The 13,031-nt window shown below is 62.8% G+C and carries 14 protein-coding genes; 10 read left to right on the forward strand and 4 right to left on the reverse strand.

Features of this window, described 5'->3' with window-relative positions; genetic code table 11:
* Positions 1–278: 278 nt before the first annotated feature.
* Together NKJ55_RS25620 and NKJ55_RS25625 are read right to left on the reverse strand one after the other, a co-directional pair.
* Entirely contained in the window at positions 279–1,820 is a 1,542-nt protein-coding gene (locus tag NKJ55_RS25620) for a DUF2778 domain-containing protein (protein ID WP_352452317.1), read from the reverse strand.
* Between the two features lie 570 nt (positions 1,821–2,390).
* Positions 2,391–3,203 carry a class I SAM-dependent methyltransferase gene (locus tag NKJ55_RS25625; RefSeq protein WP_352452318.1) on the reverse strand — a complete coding sequence of 271 codons (813 nt, stop codon included), beginning with the start codon at positions 3,201–3,203 and terminating at the stop codon, positions 2,391–2,393.
* Between the two features lie 192 nt (positions 3,204–3,395).
* Between NKJ55_RS25625 and NKJ55_RS25630 the strand changes: the two genes are divergently transcribed.
* Positions 3,396–3,818 carry a hypothetical protein gene (locus NKJ55_RS25630; RefSeq protein ID WP_352452319.1) on the forward strand — a complete coding sequence of 141 codons (423 nt, stop codon included), beginning with the start codon at positions 3,396–3,398 and terminating at the stop codon, positions 3,816–3,818.
* 231 nt (positions 3,819–4,049) lie between these two features.
* Here the strand turns inward: NKJ55_RS25630 and NKJ55_RS25635 are convergent, their stop codons facing one another.
* Positions 4,050–4,646: a cation efflux transmembrane domain-containing protein gene (locus tag NKJ55_RS25635; protein ID WP_352452320.1), complete on the reverse strand. Its 597-nt coding sequence runs from the start codon at positions 4,644–4,646 to the stop codon at positions 4,050–4,052.
* A gap of 31 nt (positions 4,647–4,677) precedes the next feature.
* Positions 4,678–6,879: a heavy metal translocating P-type ATPase gene (locus NKJ55_RS25640; protein WP_352452321.1), complete on the reverse strand. Its 2,202-nt coding sequence runs from the start codon at positions 6,877–6,879 to the stop codon at positions 4,678–4,680.
* Positions 6,880–6,942: 63 nt separating this feature from the next.
* On the opposite strand from NKJ55_RS25640, the gene NKJ55_RS25645 reads away from it, so the two are divergent.
* From NKJ55_RS25645 to NKJ55_RS25685, 9 genes are all read left to right on the forward strand, one after another.
* Entirely contained in the window at positions 6,943–7,368 is a 426-nt protein-coding gene (locus NKJ55_RS25645; RefSeq protein ID WP_352452322.1) for a MerR family transcriptional regulator, read from the forward strand.
* A gap of 99 nt (positions 7,369–7,467) precedes the next feature.
* A complete protein-coding gene (locus NKJ55_RS25650; RefSeq protein WP_352452323.1) occupies positions 7,468–7,851 on the forward strand; it encodes a hypothetical protein in 384 nt (127 codons plus the stop codon).
* 125 nt (positions 7,852–7,976) lie between these two features.
* Positions 7,977–9,413: a multicopper oxidase family protein gene (locus NKJ55_RS25655; protein WP_352452324.1), complete on the forward strand. Its 1,437-nt coding sequence runs from the start codon at positions 7,977–7,979 to the stop codon at positions 9,411–9,413.
* A gap of 29 nt (positions 9,414–9,442) precedes the next feature.
* On the forward strand, positions 9,443–9,883 hold the full coding sequence (locus NKJ55_RS25660) for a DUF411 domain-containing protein (RefSeq protein WP_352452325.1): 441 nt from the start codon (positions 9,443–9,445) through the stop codon (positions 9,881–9,883).
* 22 nt (positions 9,884–9,905) lie between these two features.
* Positions 9,906–10,418: a TlpA family protein disulfide reductase gene (locus NKJ55_RS25665; protein WP_352452326.1), complete on the forward strand. Its 513-nt coding sequence runs from the start codon at positions 9,906–9,908 to the stop codon at positions 10,416–10,418.
* 67 nt (positions 10,419–10,485) lie between these two features.
* On the forward strand, positions 10,486–11,169 hold the full coding sequence (locus tag NKJ55_RS25670; RefSeq protein ID WP_352452327.1) for an SCO family protein: 684 nt from the start codon (positions 10,486–10,488) through the stop codon (positions 11,167–11,169).
* Between the two features lie 53 nt (positions 11,170–11,222).
* Positions 11,223–12,002: a DsbA family protein gene (locus NKJ55_RS25675; RefSeq protein ID WP_352452328.1), complete on the forward strand. Its 780-nt coding sequence runs from the start codon at positions 11,223–11,225 to the stop codon at positions 12,000–12,002.
* Positions 11,999–12,565, forward strand: a complete 567-nt coding sequence (locus tag NKJ55_RS25680) for a hypothetical protein (RefSeq protein WP_352452329.1) — start codon at positions 11,999–12,001, stop codon at positions 12,563–12,565. The genes NKJ55_RS25675 and NKJ55_RS25680 overlap by 4 nt, the downstream gene beginning before the upstream one ends.
* Before the next feature lie 126 nt (positions 12,566–12,691).
* Entirely contained in the window at positions 12,692–12,934 is a 243-nt protein-coding gene (locus NKJ55_RS25685; protein WP_352452330.1) for a hypothetical protein, read from the forward strand.
* Positions 12,935–13,031: the final 97 nt, after the last annotated feature.

A 13,031-nucleotide genomic window follows, 5' to 3' on the forward strand; every position in this document is an offset into this window, starting at 1 on the left:
CGGCTCCCTTGTTTGAGATCTCAACGAACTCATTCTGGCACATCCGATGCCGTCGGGCGCCGTCCACCCCATCATGCCGTGACCTCTCCGCGCTGCAACGGCCGGGACTTTTTGATGCGGGAAGGACAGGAGGTGAAAGGGATCGCTACAGAACGGCTTTCAATCTGCGTCGTTGCATTCTTCGGCTGACGTAACGGCATGGATCCCAGGGTCTGCGCTCCGCTTCGCGTTCGCTCCGCCCTGGGATGACGAAGCCATGAAGGACTGCCGCGAACGACCTAAGCCCCTCGCCCCTCTTGGGCGACGCGTGTCAGCGGCTTCGACAGGCGCGGCACCACCACGAGGCGCTTGATCTTGCCTTTCTTGTAGGCGGCGAGGAAGCGGGCATAGTCCTTGAAAACGAGGCAACCATTGGACTCGGCACGCCCGCCGCGCAGCATGTAGGTGTGCGCAAGCAGGCCGTCGCGGCCAAACTTGTTCTTGCCGTCGACAGGGGTGAGCCGAATCGCCTCGACGCCGTGAAAACGCGATTCGCGCAGCCTCAGATCGTAAGTGTTTGGCGGCGTCGGGCCTACATTCTTGCGGTTGACGTAGCGCGGCTGGTCGACCATCGAACCGTATCCCGAATGTGCCTCCAGCCGCGAGCCGTCGGGCATATAGACGGTCTTGGCCGAGATGTCGTAGACGGCGACGCCGCTGCCCAGGTTAGGCGTGGTGAACAGGTTCCTGAAGGCTCCGCCGAGACCGCCGGAAGACATGTCGGGCTTGGCATAGGCCAGCATATCGCCGCCCTGCGTCTTCGACCGTTTGCCCGGCTTGCCCGACACGGCCGGCACTGCCGCTTGTGACGAATTGCGAGGCGACAGGCTGCCGGGCGTCTCGACCGGCGGGGCGTCGGCCGTCTGCACCTTGCTCGCCTTGGCGGTCCTGGAGGCCTGCGCCTTGGGCGGCTCCGTTTTCGATGGCTGATCCTTTTGCGCCTGGGCCTTTTGCGCCTGGGCCTTTGGCGCCTGGTCTTTTGGCGCCTGATCTCTTGACGCTTGAGCCCGCGGCGCCTCGGCCGGCTTATCGATGTCCGCCCGCGGACGCAGCGTCGGCAGCGGAACGCTGTCGGGCATGTCGTCTTGCGGCGGCAGCGAGGCCAGTTGGACCTCAGGTTCTTGCGGCTCTTGCGAAGCCGCGGGCTCGCTTGCCGCGACGGCTGCCGGGAGCACGTCGATCATCTGCTCCGGTAATGTATTCGCCAGCGCCAGCGCAAGGCGCGACGAGCGTTCGATCTCCGCCACCGCGGGCCCGAAGCGCACCGACGCCGGGCCGTTCGGGTCGGGTATGCGTACCGGCTCGGCGAACCGGGCGTCGGCCGGCAGGCTTGCGAGCATGACGGGTGAGCCGGCACGGGCAAAGGCGGCGGCAAGCTTTTGCGGCGACAGCGCGGCCTTGGCGACCACGTCGTCGAAGCTCGATTGCCGCGACGCATCAGCGACAATCGGCACGGTATTGCGCTTGAGACGCGCCGATTTTCCCTGGTGGACGAAGTTCGACGCCGACCGCAGGCAGTTGGCATCGCACCCGTGCTGCAGCAGCTTGGCCGACAGCGCCGCGTTTGCTGCGGCCCACGTCGGGGCCCGCGCCTTTGCAAGGCTGCGGCGAGGATCGGCAAGCGCGATGGTGCGCGGCGCGAGCAGGCTTTGCGGGAGACCGTTGGAAGCGGCGCTGAGCGAGGTTCCCACTGAATAAAGGCCGGCCAAAGTCGCCACCGACCATAAAGCAATGGCTGCGCCGACGGCCGGAACCGCGACCCAGCGCAGGCCGGGCCTCATCGAAGTCAATCCAGTTGCAGGACTGTCACCCCGGGTTTTCGCACTTACAAACGCCATTCAACCACTCTCAATCGGCCGATGCCGGCTAGCGGATTTCGCAGCCGTGACATTCACAGTTCGCCTGGTGCCCCCAGCACGCTTCGCGTCTGTTGCCGATTGAATCAAAAGATGGACAAAGTTGGTTAACCAATCCCTCTACCGACCGCCGATTGGGCGACGGTCACACCGAAAAACGCCCTCCAAAACCTGCATAGTTGGCAAAACTGCCCTCCAATGATGACTTTGCTGCCCGTTTTTGTCGGCCGAGTCAAGAAAGCGAAATGACTAGACCTTGCTGGGCGGAGTCGGCCATGGCTGCGAAAGTGAAGCCGGGCCGACCAGAATCTTGCGGCCGGCAGCCGCCGCCATCAAGCCCCGGCGATCGATCAGACCGGCGATTATCGAGCGGGCACTTGTCGACCTGCCACTCGGGCGAATGAACGATTAACGTCTGAGAATTCGGGACAGCGGCAAGATGTTTGCCGCGCAGCAGCTGAATGTCGCCAAGTGCCGGAGCGGGATATCCAACACCTAGGCCACAGCCACCACTATGTGAGCCTGGATTTTGGCAGCAACCTCGCCGCTGCCATGCCTGTCTGCAATCGCGGCTGCGGCGTAGTCGGTTGCAGCGTCCAGTTTTCCCGCCTCTCTGGCCTCGATTTCATTGCGAAGGAGAGTGCCCTGGCAATAAGCAACGGCCGGAAGGCGCGGCGAGGAGGCACGGCTTTGTTCGGCCCTCGTCTCGATCACCACACCGGAAACACCTGCGTCCTCCAGCTCGCTACGGATCAGTGCCGTATCGTGGTAGCCATGCGGCGTGCGTGCCAGAAAGCGCGGCGGATCGTTCGGAAAAATCCTCGCCAGGGCATTCGTCACATCGTCCGCAAATACATTCTCTTCGATACGATCCCATACGCTGAATAGAAAATGTCCTCCGGGCTTCAGGACTCGCCGGGCTTCGCGATAGGCGGATGAGCGGTTGGGAAAGAACATCGCACCGAACTGACAACAAACGAGATCGAATGCCGCATTTTCAAACGGTAGCGCCAGAGCATCCGCCTGACGCCATTTGATGCGATCGTCGGGAGCTTGCCGCGAAGCGGCGTAGTCGAGCATCGGCTGGTTGAGGTCGGTTACGACATAGCTTGCATCGGCGGACAGTTTTGGCGCCAATGCGCGGGTGACAACCCCGGTGCCCGCGGCGGTTTCCAGAACGGCGCTTGGCGACAAGGACGCTGCTCGTCGTGCAAGATCTGCGGCGAACGGCTCGAAAATCAACGGCACCATATAGCGGTCGTAGTTTTCCGGAATTGAGCCAGCGAATACCTTGTCCGTTTCCAACATTGCTATCCCCCGTCGCCCGTTTGATGGCTCGCCAGCATAGCATGGAATTGTTTGCTGTTCGGTCGCATTCGACCAGGAGGCGGTTTCGCTTCCGTAAGCTCCGAAACGCCGTGCTGCAATTATCTGCATGTGTGCTAATGTATTGTGGTCATGCGCATTGGTGCGTGGCCAAACATTAAATGGGAGGACGCGATGAAAACCATGAATCGCAGGTCCGCGATTGCTCTCGGCGTGACGGCGGCAGCGGTAACGCCTTTGTTCACGCTGGCGGCGGCGGCAAAGGTGAAGAAATACGGCCCGAAGGAAGGCAAGGAGATTGCACCCGGCGTCAGATTGGTCGAGGTCGGCACCGGCAATTCCGATATCCCCGCCTACAAGAGCATCTCAATTGTCGATATAGTCTTTCAGCCCGGAGCAGCCGCCCCTCAAATGGTGATGGACAACGACATGGTCTGCACCATTGCTGCCGGTGAATTCACGATCAAGAAAGCCGGCAAGGAATTCAAGCTCAAGGAAGGTGACGTGTACACCTGCTCCAAGGGCAAGACCGACGAGGCAGCCAACACCAGCAAGGTGGTCGGCATCCACCGCATCGCTGTCCTGATACCTGCCTAGCGTATACCGACGAAATCGGCCCGCGTCCTCTTCGGAGACGCGGGCCTTTTGATGACGTGCGTGGCCTTGAGCGGTTCATCGTTTCACCGCTTCGACCCGGTCGACTTCGTCCAAGTGTGGTGAGGCTCATACTGTTCATGGTTTTTCCTCCCGATTTTTACTTATGAGCGGTTCTCCCTCCGACCGCTTTGAAAGGGTGCGAATCCGGCAGCGCGCTGAGCGTTTTGGAGTTCACGAAACGGCCCGGTGCTCTTCCCGAGCTGCCTCCCAGACCTCGCGCGCCGCATCTGCATTCAGTGCCGCGATTCCCAGGCCGACGATCAGATCCGGCCACGCCGAGCGCCACAGGAAGGCCGTCACCAATCCGGCCAGTATGATCGCAATATTGGCGACCGCATCGTTGCGGGCCGAGAGGAATGCCGCCCTGGTAAGACTGCCGCTGTGATGGCGGTAGCGCGCCAGCATGTAGGCGCATGACAGATTGACCGCCAGAGCGCCCAATCCCGCCAGCGTCAGCGCCGTTGGCTGCGGCGGCACCGGCATGTTGAACTTTTCCCACGCGGTCCACAGAGTCGCCAGGCCCGGCACCAGCAGGATAAGCGCCAGCGCCATGCCGACCCGCGAGCGGGCACGCAGCGACCATCCCATGGCGAGCAGTATGAGGAGATTGACCGAGGCATCTTCCAGAAAATCGACGCTGTCGGCGAACAGCGACACCGAGCCGATCGCCAGCGCGACGGCGAATTCAATGCCGAAATAACCCAGGTTCAGCAGTGCGACGACAAGCACCACCCGGCGAAGGCCGTCCGACGCAATGGCTTGCTGCATGGTCTGCCCTAACACGATGCCGTTGTCGCTCTTACCAGTTGCTCTTCCAACGCAACAGCCGCATGGCATTGGCCGTCACCAGCACCGTCGCCCCGGTGTCCGCGAGAATGGCGGGCCAGAGGCCGGTGATGCCGGCGATCGTCGTCACCAGGAACACTGCCTTCAGGGCCAACGCAATGGTGACGTTCTGCTTGATGGTGGCCATGGTTGCTTGGGACAGCCTGATCATGGCTGCAACGTCGCCGACGCGTCCATGCAGCACCGCTGCGTCAGCCGTTTCAAGAGCCACATCGGTGCCGCCGCCCATGGCAATGCCGACATCGGCGGCGGCAAGTGCGGGCGCATCGTTGATGCCGTCGCCGACCTTGGCTACTCTAAGCCCCTGCCCCTTCAACTCGCTGAGGATGCGCTGCTTGTCCTCCGGGAGCAGTTCGGCGCGCACCTCGATGCCGAGCTGTTTGCCGATGGCAGCCGCCGTGCGCTTATTGTCGCCGGTTAGCATGACTGTCCTGATGCCTGCATTGGTCAGCGCCTTTAGCCCGGCGAAAGCATCCGGCCGGGGTTCGTCGCGCATGGCAATGAAGCCGGCCAGCGCGTTGTCTATAAGCAGCACCGCCACTGACTTGTCTTCATCGTTCAATGCCACGATGCGTGCCGCCTGGTCTGCTGGCAGCAGGTTTATCTCGCCCGCCGCGACTGGCGATCCCAGAAACAGGTTCTTGCCGCCGACACGACCGATAACCCCTTTACCGCCGATCGCTTTGGCTTCGGCGGCAGGCGGCACGGGAATGTTGCCGGCTTTGGCCCTTTGGAGGATGGCCAAAGCGAGGGGATGGCTCGAGCCGATCTCAAGCGCTGCCGCCAGCGAAAGGATGTCGCGTTCACTGGCACCCACCGCAACGACATCGGTGACCTGTGGCTTGCCGAGCGTCAGCGTGCCGGTCTTGTCGAGCGCCACGGCGTTGATGGTCGCGAGCCCTTCCAGCACCGCCCCACCTTTCATCAGCAGGCCGCGCCGGGCTCCGGCCGAAAGCGACGCCGCGATCGCCGCCGGAACTGAAATGACCAGCGCGCACGGGCAGCCGATGAGCAGCAGCGCCAGCCCCTTGTATATCCATTCGTTCCAATCGCCGCCCAAGAGCAGCGGCGGTGTGGTGGCCACGAGCGCCGCGATGGCGACAACGCCGGGCATGTACCAGCGCGAAAAGCGATCGATGAAGCGCTCGGTCGGCGCCTTGTTTTCCTGCGCCTCCTCGACCAGCTTGATCACGCGTGCAATCGTGTTGTCTGCGGCGGTCGCCGTCACCTTGACGCGCAGCACGCCGTCGCCGTTGATAGTGCCGGCAAAGACCGTGTCGCCGACGTCCTTGCGCACCGGCACGCTTTCACCGGAGACGGGTGATTCATCGATGGCGCTCCCGCCTTCGGTGATCTCGCCGTCAGCCGGAATCCGGTCGCCCGGCCGCACGAGGATGATGGCGCCCACAGCCAGACTTTCTGCCGGCACCTCGCGGGTCTGGCCGTCTTTCTCGACGAACGCGGTTTTGGGAACGAGGGCCGTGAGCGCTTGAATACTGGACCGTGCCTTGCCGGCCGCAACCCCTTCGAGCAACTCGCCGATCAGGAACAAGAAGACCACCGTTGCCGCTTCCTCGCCGGCACCGATGATGACGGCCCCGGCCGCCGCCACAGTCATCAGCATTTCGATTGTGAACGGAATGCCTGCCGCTGCGGCCATGGCCGCTCGGCGCGCGATCGGAGCCAGGCCGAGCAGCATTGCGGCGATGAAGGCCCACGGGCCGGTCGCGGGCCAGGCGTAATCAATCGCGAAAGCCACGGCCAAGGCGACCCCGCTGGCGATGGCCAGGCGACCCTTGGCGCTGTCCCACCATAGCTCCGACGCCGGCGCATCATCGTTATCATGTAACCGCGCCACGTTCTCGTCGTGATTGCGCCTTCCGTCGGCATGGTTGTCGGCGGATTGATCGGACGCCGGCGTCCCAGACTTGGAGGTCAGCGGAGCGACGGCGTAGCCGAGGCCGGTGACCTTCCTCTCGATCGCGCCGAGATTGCTTTCGGGAGTATGAGTGACCGTCAGAGTGCCCGCCGAAACGGATACGTTGATGTCCTGAACACCAGGCATCCGCCGCACGGCCGTATCGATTTTGCTGGCGCAACCGGCGCAATCCATGCCTTCCACGCGGTAGCGGGTCTGTTGTTTGGTCGCAGCCATGATGAACCTCTTGTATCTTCGACCGCGACGCTACATCCTCTAGCGACTAGAGGAGCAAGCGAAATGTCAACAGGTGTGACCATCGGTGAAGCGGCCCGACACAGCGGCGTGAAGGTTCCAACCATCCGCTACTATGAGCAGATAGAGTTGCTTCCTGCCGCTGCCCGCAGCGAAGCCAATCGCCGGCAGTATGAAGCGGCAGACTTGCGCCGGCTCGCCTTCATCAGGCACGCGCGCGAGTTGGGGTTCGGGATCGAAGCCATCAGGGCGCTGCTGACGCTGCAGGATAATCCCAGCCAGCCTTGTGCGACCGCCGACGCCATTGCCCAGGCGCGTCTGGCCGACGTGGTTCAGCGGATACGCAGCCTTACAGCATTGAAAGCCGAGCTGGAGCATATGGTCGAAGGCTGCCGGCACGGAAAAGTCTGCGAATGCCGTGTCATCGAGGTGCTGGCGGATCACGATAAATGCGAGCATGCCCGGCACTGATTGGCTCCCCTTGGTCGCTATGTCACAGCATTGGCACTTGCAAAAACCGTACTTTGCGGTCAGCCTGAGCAGATGTTGGCTCGGCTGTCGCCAAAACACATGCTTGTCACGCTGCTCGCGGTCTTCCTGACCGTGGGGCTCAGCCTGTCCGGTGCACAGGCCAGCATCATGTCGGCAACGATGACGGCCGGCATGGCTGCCGGCGATGGCATGACCATGCCTGCGGGGCCCGGCATGGACAAGATGGCCGATGCCGCCATGAAGGGTGACTGCAAGGGGTGCCTCAAGGGTGCCGGCGGTGACGGCAAGGGGATATACTGCCCGCCGACCTGCATTGCCCCGGCGCTTGCGTTGCTGCCGCAGAAGCTCGACATGGTGGCAATCCCGCTGCCGTCGCAAATATCGCCGCTGCCGGCGCCGCTCCTGCACGGGCGAAGTTCCCTGCCCGACCCATACCCTCCCAGAGCCAGCGCTCTCGTCTGACGCCGTTTCAGCCGTCCCACGGCTGATGTCCGGCGTCCGGTCGCCCGCTCGCGTTAATGCGCGACGGGCGCGGACAAGCAATCAGTCGACGCTCGCCGTCGATCGAGATCGCAAGGAACGTAAGGGTGAATAGCAATTCCAGTCTTTTCCTGTCGCGCCGCGGGTTCCTGCTTGCGGCGGCGGGCGTCGCCGTCTCGACGTCGATGCGCCCGGCGCGGGCAGCCGCAGTTGATGAGCGCCGTATCAAGGTCACGCCGGCCCATGCCCGGTTAATCGACGCAGGTGGCCCGCAAACCACGGTATGGGCCTATGACGGCACAATTCCCGGCCCGACGCTGCGCCTGCGGCAAGGCCAGCCGGTCCGCATCACTGTCGAGAACGGTCTCGACGAGGATACGACCGTCCACTGGCACGGCATTCGCTTAGCAAACGCAATGGACGGCGTGCCGGGCCTGACCCAAAAGCCGATCGGGCCGGGGCAAAGTTTCGTCTATGAGTTCACACCGCCGGACGCCGGCACCTTCTGGTACCATCCGCATGCCGACAGCCTGGTGCAGATCGGCCGCGGCCTTGCCGGCCCCCTCATCGTCGAGGAGGCCGAGCCGGTCGCCGTCGACCGCGACTTTGTCTGGCTGCTGCAGGACTGGCGGCTTCTTGCCGACGGGCAGATCGCCGGCGGCTTCGGCAGTGCCATGGATGCCTCGATGTCGGGCCGCGTCGGCAATGTCGTCACCGTCAACGGCACGGGGCCAGGCGATCGGAGCGTGAAGGCCGGCGAGCGCGTCAGGCTGCGGCTCGCCAATGCCTCGCTTGCCCGCATGATGGCGCTGCGCTTCGAAGGCCACCGTCCGGTCGTCGTCGCCATCGACGGCCAGCCCTGCGATCCGCATGAACCGGAGGGCGGTCGCCTGGTGCTGGCGCCCGCCATGCGCATCGACATCGTGCTCGACATGCAGGGCCACCCCGGCAGCCGCCACGCGGTGATCGACGATTTCTACGACGGCCTCGCCTATACGCTGACCACGCTGGCCTATGACGCAGCGCCGCCGATCAGGGCGCATCCGCTCGACGCGCCAGCCGGCCTGCCGCGCAACCCTCTGCCCCAGCCCGACCTCGCTGGCGCCGAGCGCCAGGAAATCGTGCTGCAGGGCGGCATGATGGGCGGCGGCAAGCTCAAGGGCGTCGGCGGCATGATGGGCATGGGGATGATGGGCATGAACGGCGATGCGGCCTGGGCGATCAACGGCATGTCGATGACCGGCGACGGCCATGCCGGCATGGCGCCGCAGTTCACGCTGAAACGCGGTGTGACCTGCCATCTCACCATGCGCAACGAAACCGCCTGGTGGCACCCGATGCATGTCCACGGCTTCAGCCTGTCGGTCATCTCGCGCAACGGTTCGCCGGTGCCGCACCGCCAATGGCAGGACACGGTGCTGCTCGCCCCCAAGGATGTGATCGAATGCGCCTTCGTCGCCGACAATCCCGGCGACTGGATGCTGCACTGCCATGTCGCCGATCACCAGATGGCCGGCCTGATGACGGCGTTCCGCGTGACCTGAAACTTTTTATCCAACCAAGGAGAACTGCAATGAAACTGACCTACCGCCTTGCCGCACTGTCCCTGCTGATCGCAACGCCGCTGCCCGCCTTCGCCGCAACGATCAACGCCGTCATGTACAAGAACCCGCAATGCAGCTGCTGCGAGTCCTACGCCAACTATCTCGAGCACAACGGCTTCAAGGTCGACATCAAGCCGGTCAACAATCTCTCCCAGATCAGCAGCGATGCCGGCGTGCCGGCCGACCTCGAAGGCTGCCACACGCTGATGGTCGACGGCTATATCGTCGATGGCCTGGTGCCGGTCGAGATCGTCAAGAAGCTTTTGACCGAGCGCCCTGCCATCACCGGCATAACGCTCGCCGGCATGCCGGCTGGCGCCCCAGGCATGGGTGGCGAGAAGCAAGGCCCCTTCGTCGTCTACGCCTTCACCAAGGACGGCAAGGCGCCCACCGTCTACGCGACCGAGTGAGGACATTGTGAGCAAACTAGCCATGGTCCTGGTTGGCATGCTGCTGGCGTTTTCGTGGCCGGTATCAGCCGCTGAGCCGCCGCAGAACTTTGCCGTTCACGAGGCGCCCGTCCCCGTGCCGGAAATCAGCTTCGAGGATGGCAATGGCAAGCCGAAAATGCTTGCGGATTTCCACGGCAAGGTCGTGCTGCTCAACGTCTGGGCGACATGGTGTGCGCCCTGCCGCAAGGAGATGCCGACGCTCGATCGCCTACAGGCCAAACTCGGCGGTCCGGATTTCGAGGTCGTCGCGCTGTCCATGGACCGCGCCGGTCCTGAGATTGTGAAGAAGTTCTTCGCCGACATCGGCATCAAGCACCTCGCCCTCAACATCGACGTCTCGGGCAGGGCCATGTTCGCCATCGGAACCGTCGGCCTTCCGGCAACCCTGCTGGTCGACCGCGACGGCAAGGAGATCGGCCGGCTGATTGGGCCGGCCGAATGGGACGCCCCCGACATGGTCGACCTCATCCGCAGCCGCATCGCCGCCAAGTGAGAAAGGGACAGATATGTTCGGGCTAAAGGCTCGCTGCGTTGCATCGGCTTTGAACGAATGGAGGTGCTTGCTGCTAAGCGTAATTGCCATTGCGGCGCTGACCGCGGGCTTTTCGTATCAGGCGCAAGCCCACTCGCTCGACGAAATCGACGCCACGCTTGAGGCCGACGAGAAATATTTCCAGCCGATCGACAAACCCGCGCCTGATTTCACGCTGCGCACCGCCGAGGGGCGTGTCGTGCGAACGGCCGATCTGCGTGGCAAGGTGGTCGTCCTCCACTTCATCTACACGTCGTGCCCGGATGTGTGCCCCCTTCATGCCGAGAAGGTCGCCGAGATCCAGAAAATGGTGAACGGCACGCCGATGAAGGACCGGGTCAGCTTTGTGACCATCACCACCGACCCAACCAGGGACACGCCGGACGTGCTCAGCAAATACGGGCCGGCGCACGGGCTCGATCCCGTCAATTGGCTGTTCCTGACCACGACGGAGGATCAGCCGGAGGATGCGACCCGCAGACTGGCGGAGGCCTTCGGCCACAAGTTCAAGCTGACGGATGATGGTTATCAGATGCACGGCACCATCACCCATGTGATCGACAAGGAGGGCCGCTGGCGGGCGAATTTCCATGGCCTGGATTTCGCGTCGGTCAATCTCGTCACATTCGTCAATGCGCTTACCAACAATGTCGAGCGCCCGCACCATGAGCAGGAAACGGGATGGTGGGCGAAAATCAAGGGCATGTTCTGAGGCATCATTTGCACGTGCCGGCGGTCCGGCGAAACAGAGGGAAGGAGAACCCTGTGACCCACAAGTCCAATCCATTGAGCGGAGCCGTCGGCAAAATGGCCCGTGCCGTCATGCTGGCCGGCGCGACGATCTGGCTCGCGCTCGGTCTCCACAATCAGGCGATCGCCGCGGGCGAGATGTCCCAGGACCAGTTCGACCAGCGCATTCACGACTACATTCTTGCGCATCCCGAGGTGCTCGTGCAGTCGCTGCAGAGCCTCGACGCCCGCCAGCGCGAGGCTGCCACAAAAGAGGCGAAAGCCGCTTTGAAGGACAAGGCGGACGAGATTTTCCGGGACCCGGCGAGCCCGATCGGCGGCAACGCCGAAGGCGACGTCACCATGGTCGAGTTCTTCGACTACAACTGCCCCTATTGCCGGCAGGTTGCGCCGATCATGGCGCAAGCAATGGCCGACGATCCGCAGCTCAAGATCGTCTACAAGGAATTCCCGATCCTCAGCACGGATTCCGTATTTGCTTCCAAGGCGGCTCTCGCCGCAGTGCGCCAGGGCAAATACATGGCATTCCACAAGGCCTTGTATGCGGTGAAGACGCGGGTGACCGAAGCGGTCGTGCTGAAGGTGGCTGCCGACGTCGGTCTCGATGTGGCTAAACTGAAGACCGACATGCAGCAGCCCGATATCCAGGCGTCGATCGACCGGAATACGCAACTGGCCCAGGCGCTGAAGATCAGCGGAACGCCAAGCTTCGTCGTTGGCGAGCAGATTTTCCCCGGCGCGACCGACCTCGCAACGATGAAGAAACTGATCGAGCAGGCGAGGACCAGCAAATGAGCCGAATATTTTGCCCAAACCGACGGACGGTTGTTCTGGGGAGCGCCTTTGGCGCCGCTGCGGTCGTGAGCCTGCTCAAGGGGCCGGATTTGGCGATCGCCGCTGAGGATCCCGATCTGGCACGCCGTTTCAGATATCTCAGCCAGAACGGCAACAGCACGTGTTCGACCAAGTTCACGGAATCGATCGCGACCATGCCGGCAATGTCGCGGATCACGGGCTCGTGCTGCAGCCCGATGGAGACGAAGCGCTATGCCGAGCAGGTGAGCGGCCTGGCCAGGTACCGCGAGATTGCGATGATCCCAAGCGATCCGTACGATATTCCGGCCGGCATCGCACAGAAGATGATGCCCTATTACGATGTGAAACTCTCCGGCGATGAGCAGCAGGCCTACGACTACGCGATGGCCAATTCCAACGAGAAAGGCCCATGCTGCTGTCAATGCTGGCGCTGGAAAGTGTATGGCGGGCTGGCGAAGTTCCTGATCCGCGAGCACGGTTTCACCGGCAAGCAGGTCGTCGACGTCTGGGATCTCTCCGACGGCTGCGGCGGTGGAGAGTAGAGCCGGGCGACGCCTCGGATGCGGTTCAACAAGCGCTCTCAACCTGTTCTAGCTTCTTGAAAGGTGCGCTTGACCTTCCGGTGGCTGGAACGGTTAGGCTCATTGCCAACTTCCGGAGATCGTCCAATGGCGGACCGAACCATGAATTTCGAAAGGCAGCTATTGGCCCCGTTCAGAGAGGCATATCGGCAAGGCAGATCAGATGTCGCGGAGCATTTGCTGCGAGCGCTGGAGGCACTGATCACAGCCCTGCCGTTCCCGAGTTACCGCACGGCCAGCATGTTTTGGCCGAAGCCTACTATGAACTCGTTCGTCGATAGCATTGAACATGCCCTGATTGACCGGCAAGCCACCGCCTTCGTGGGCTGATCGAGTTGATCGAGTTCGCCTTGACGGGCATACATGGCGAACTAGTTCCCCTCGCAATCGCCGGTGGCAGCGGCGGCGGGAGGGATGATTGTAATGA

This window comes from Mesorhizobium sp. M0106, assembly GCF_040322715.1.
In the GTDB taxonomy this organism is placed as follows: Bacteria; Pseudomonadota; Alphaproteobacteria; order Rhizobiales; family Rhizobiaceae; genus Mesorhizobium.

What these genes read in the sequence shown, in the direction of transcription:
- NKJ55_RS25620 (WP_352452317.1), bottom strand. Translation starts at nt 1,820, where the DNA reads ATGAGGCCCGGCCTGCGCTGGGTCGCGGTTCCGGCCGTCGGCGCAGCC.
- NKJ55_RS25630 (WP_352452319.1), top strand. Translation starts at nt 3,396, where the DNA reads ATGAAAACCATGAATCGCAGGTCCGCGATTGCTCTCGGCGTGACGGCG.
- NKJ55_RS25665 (WP_352452326.1), top strand. Translation starts at nt 9,906, where the DNA reads ATGGTCCTGGTTGGCATGCTGCTGGCGTTTTCGTGGCCGGTATCAGCC.
- NKJ55_RS25680 (WP_352452329.1), top strand. Translation starts at nt 11,999, where the DNA reads ATGAGCCGAATATTTTGCCCAAACCGACGGACGGTTGTTCTGGGGAGC.
- NKJ55_RS25650 (WP_352452323.1), top strand. Translation starts at nt 7,468, where the DNA reads ATGCTTGTCACGCTGCTCGCGGTCTTCCTGACCGTGGGGCTCAGCCTG.
- NKJ55_RS25635 (WP_352452320.1), bottom strand. Translation starts at nt 4,646, where the DNA reads ATGCAGCAAGCCATTGCGTCGGACGGCCTTCGCCGGGTGGTGCTTGTC.
- NKJ55_RS25645 (WP_352452322.1), top strand. Translation starts at nt 6,943, where the DNA reads ATGTCAACAGGTGTGACCATCGGTGAAGCGGCCCGACACAGCGGCGTG.
- NKJ55_RS25640 (WP_352452321.1), bottom strand. Translation starts at nt 6,879, where the DNA reads ATGGCTGCGACCAAACAACAGACCCGCTACCGCGTGGAAGGCATGGAT.
- NKJ55_RS25660 (WP_352452325.1), top strand. Translation starts at nt 9,443, where the DNA reads ATGAAACTGACCTACCGCCTTGCCGCACTGTCCCTGCTGATCGCAACG.
- NKJ55_RS25685 (WP_352452330.1), top strand. Translation starts at nt 12,692, where the DNA reads ATGGCGGACCGAACCATGAATTTCGAAAGGCAGCTATTGGCCCCGTTC.
- NKJ55_RS25625 (WP_352452318.1), bottom strand. Translation starts at nt 3,203, where the DNA reads ATGTTGGAAACGGACAAGGTATTCGCTGGCTCAATTCCGGAAAACTAC.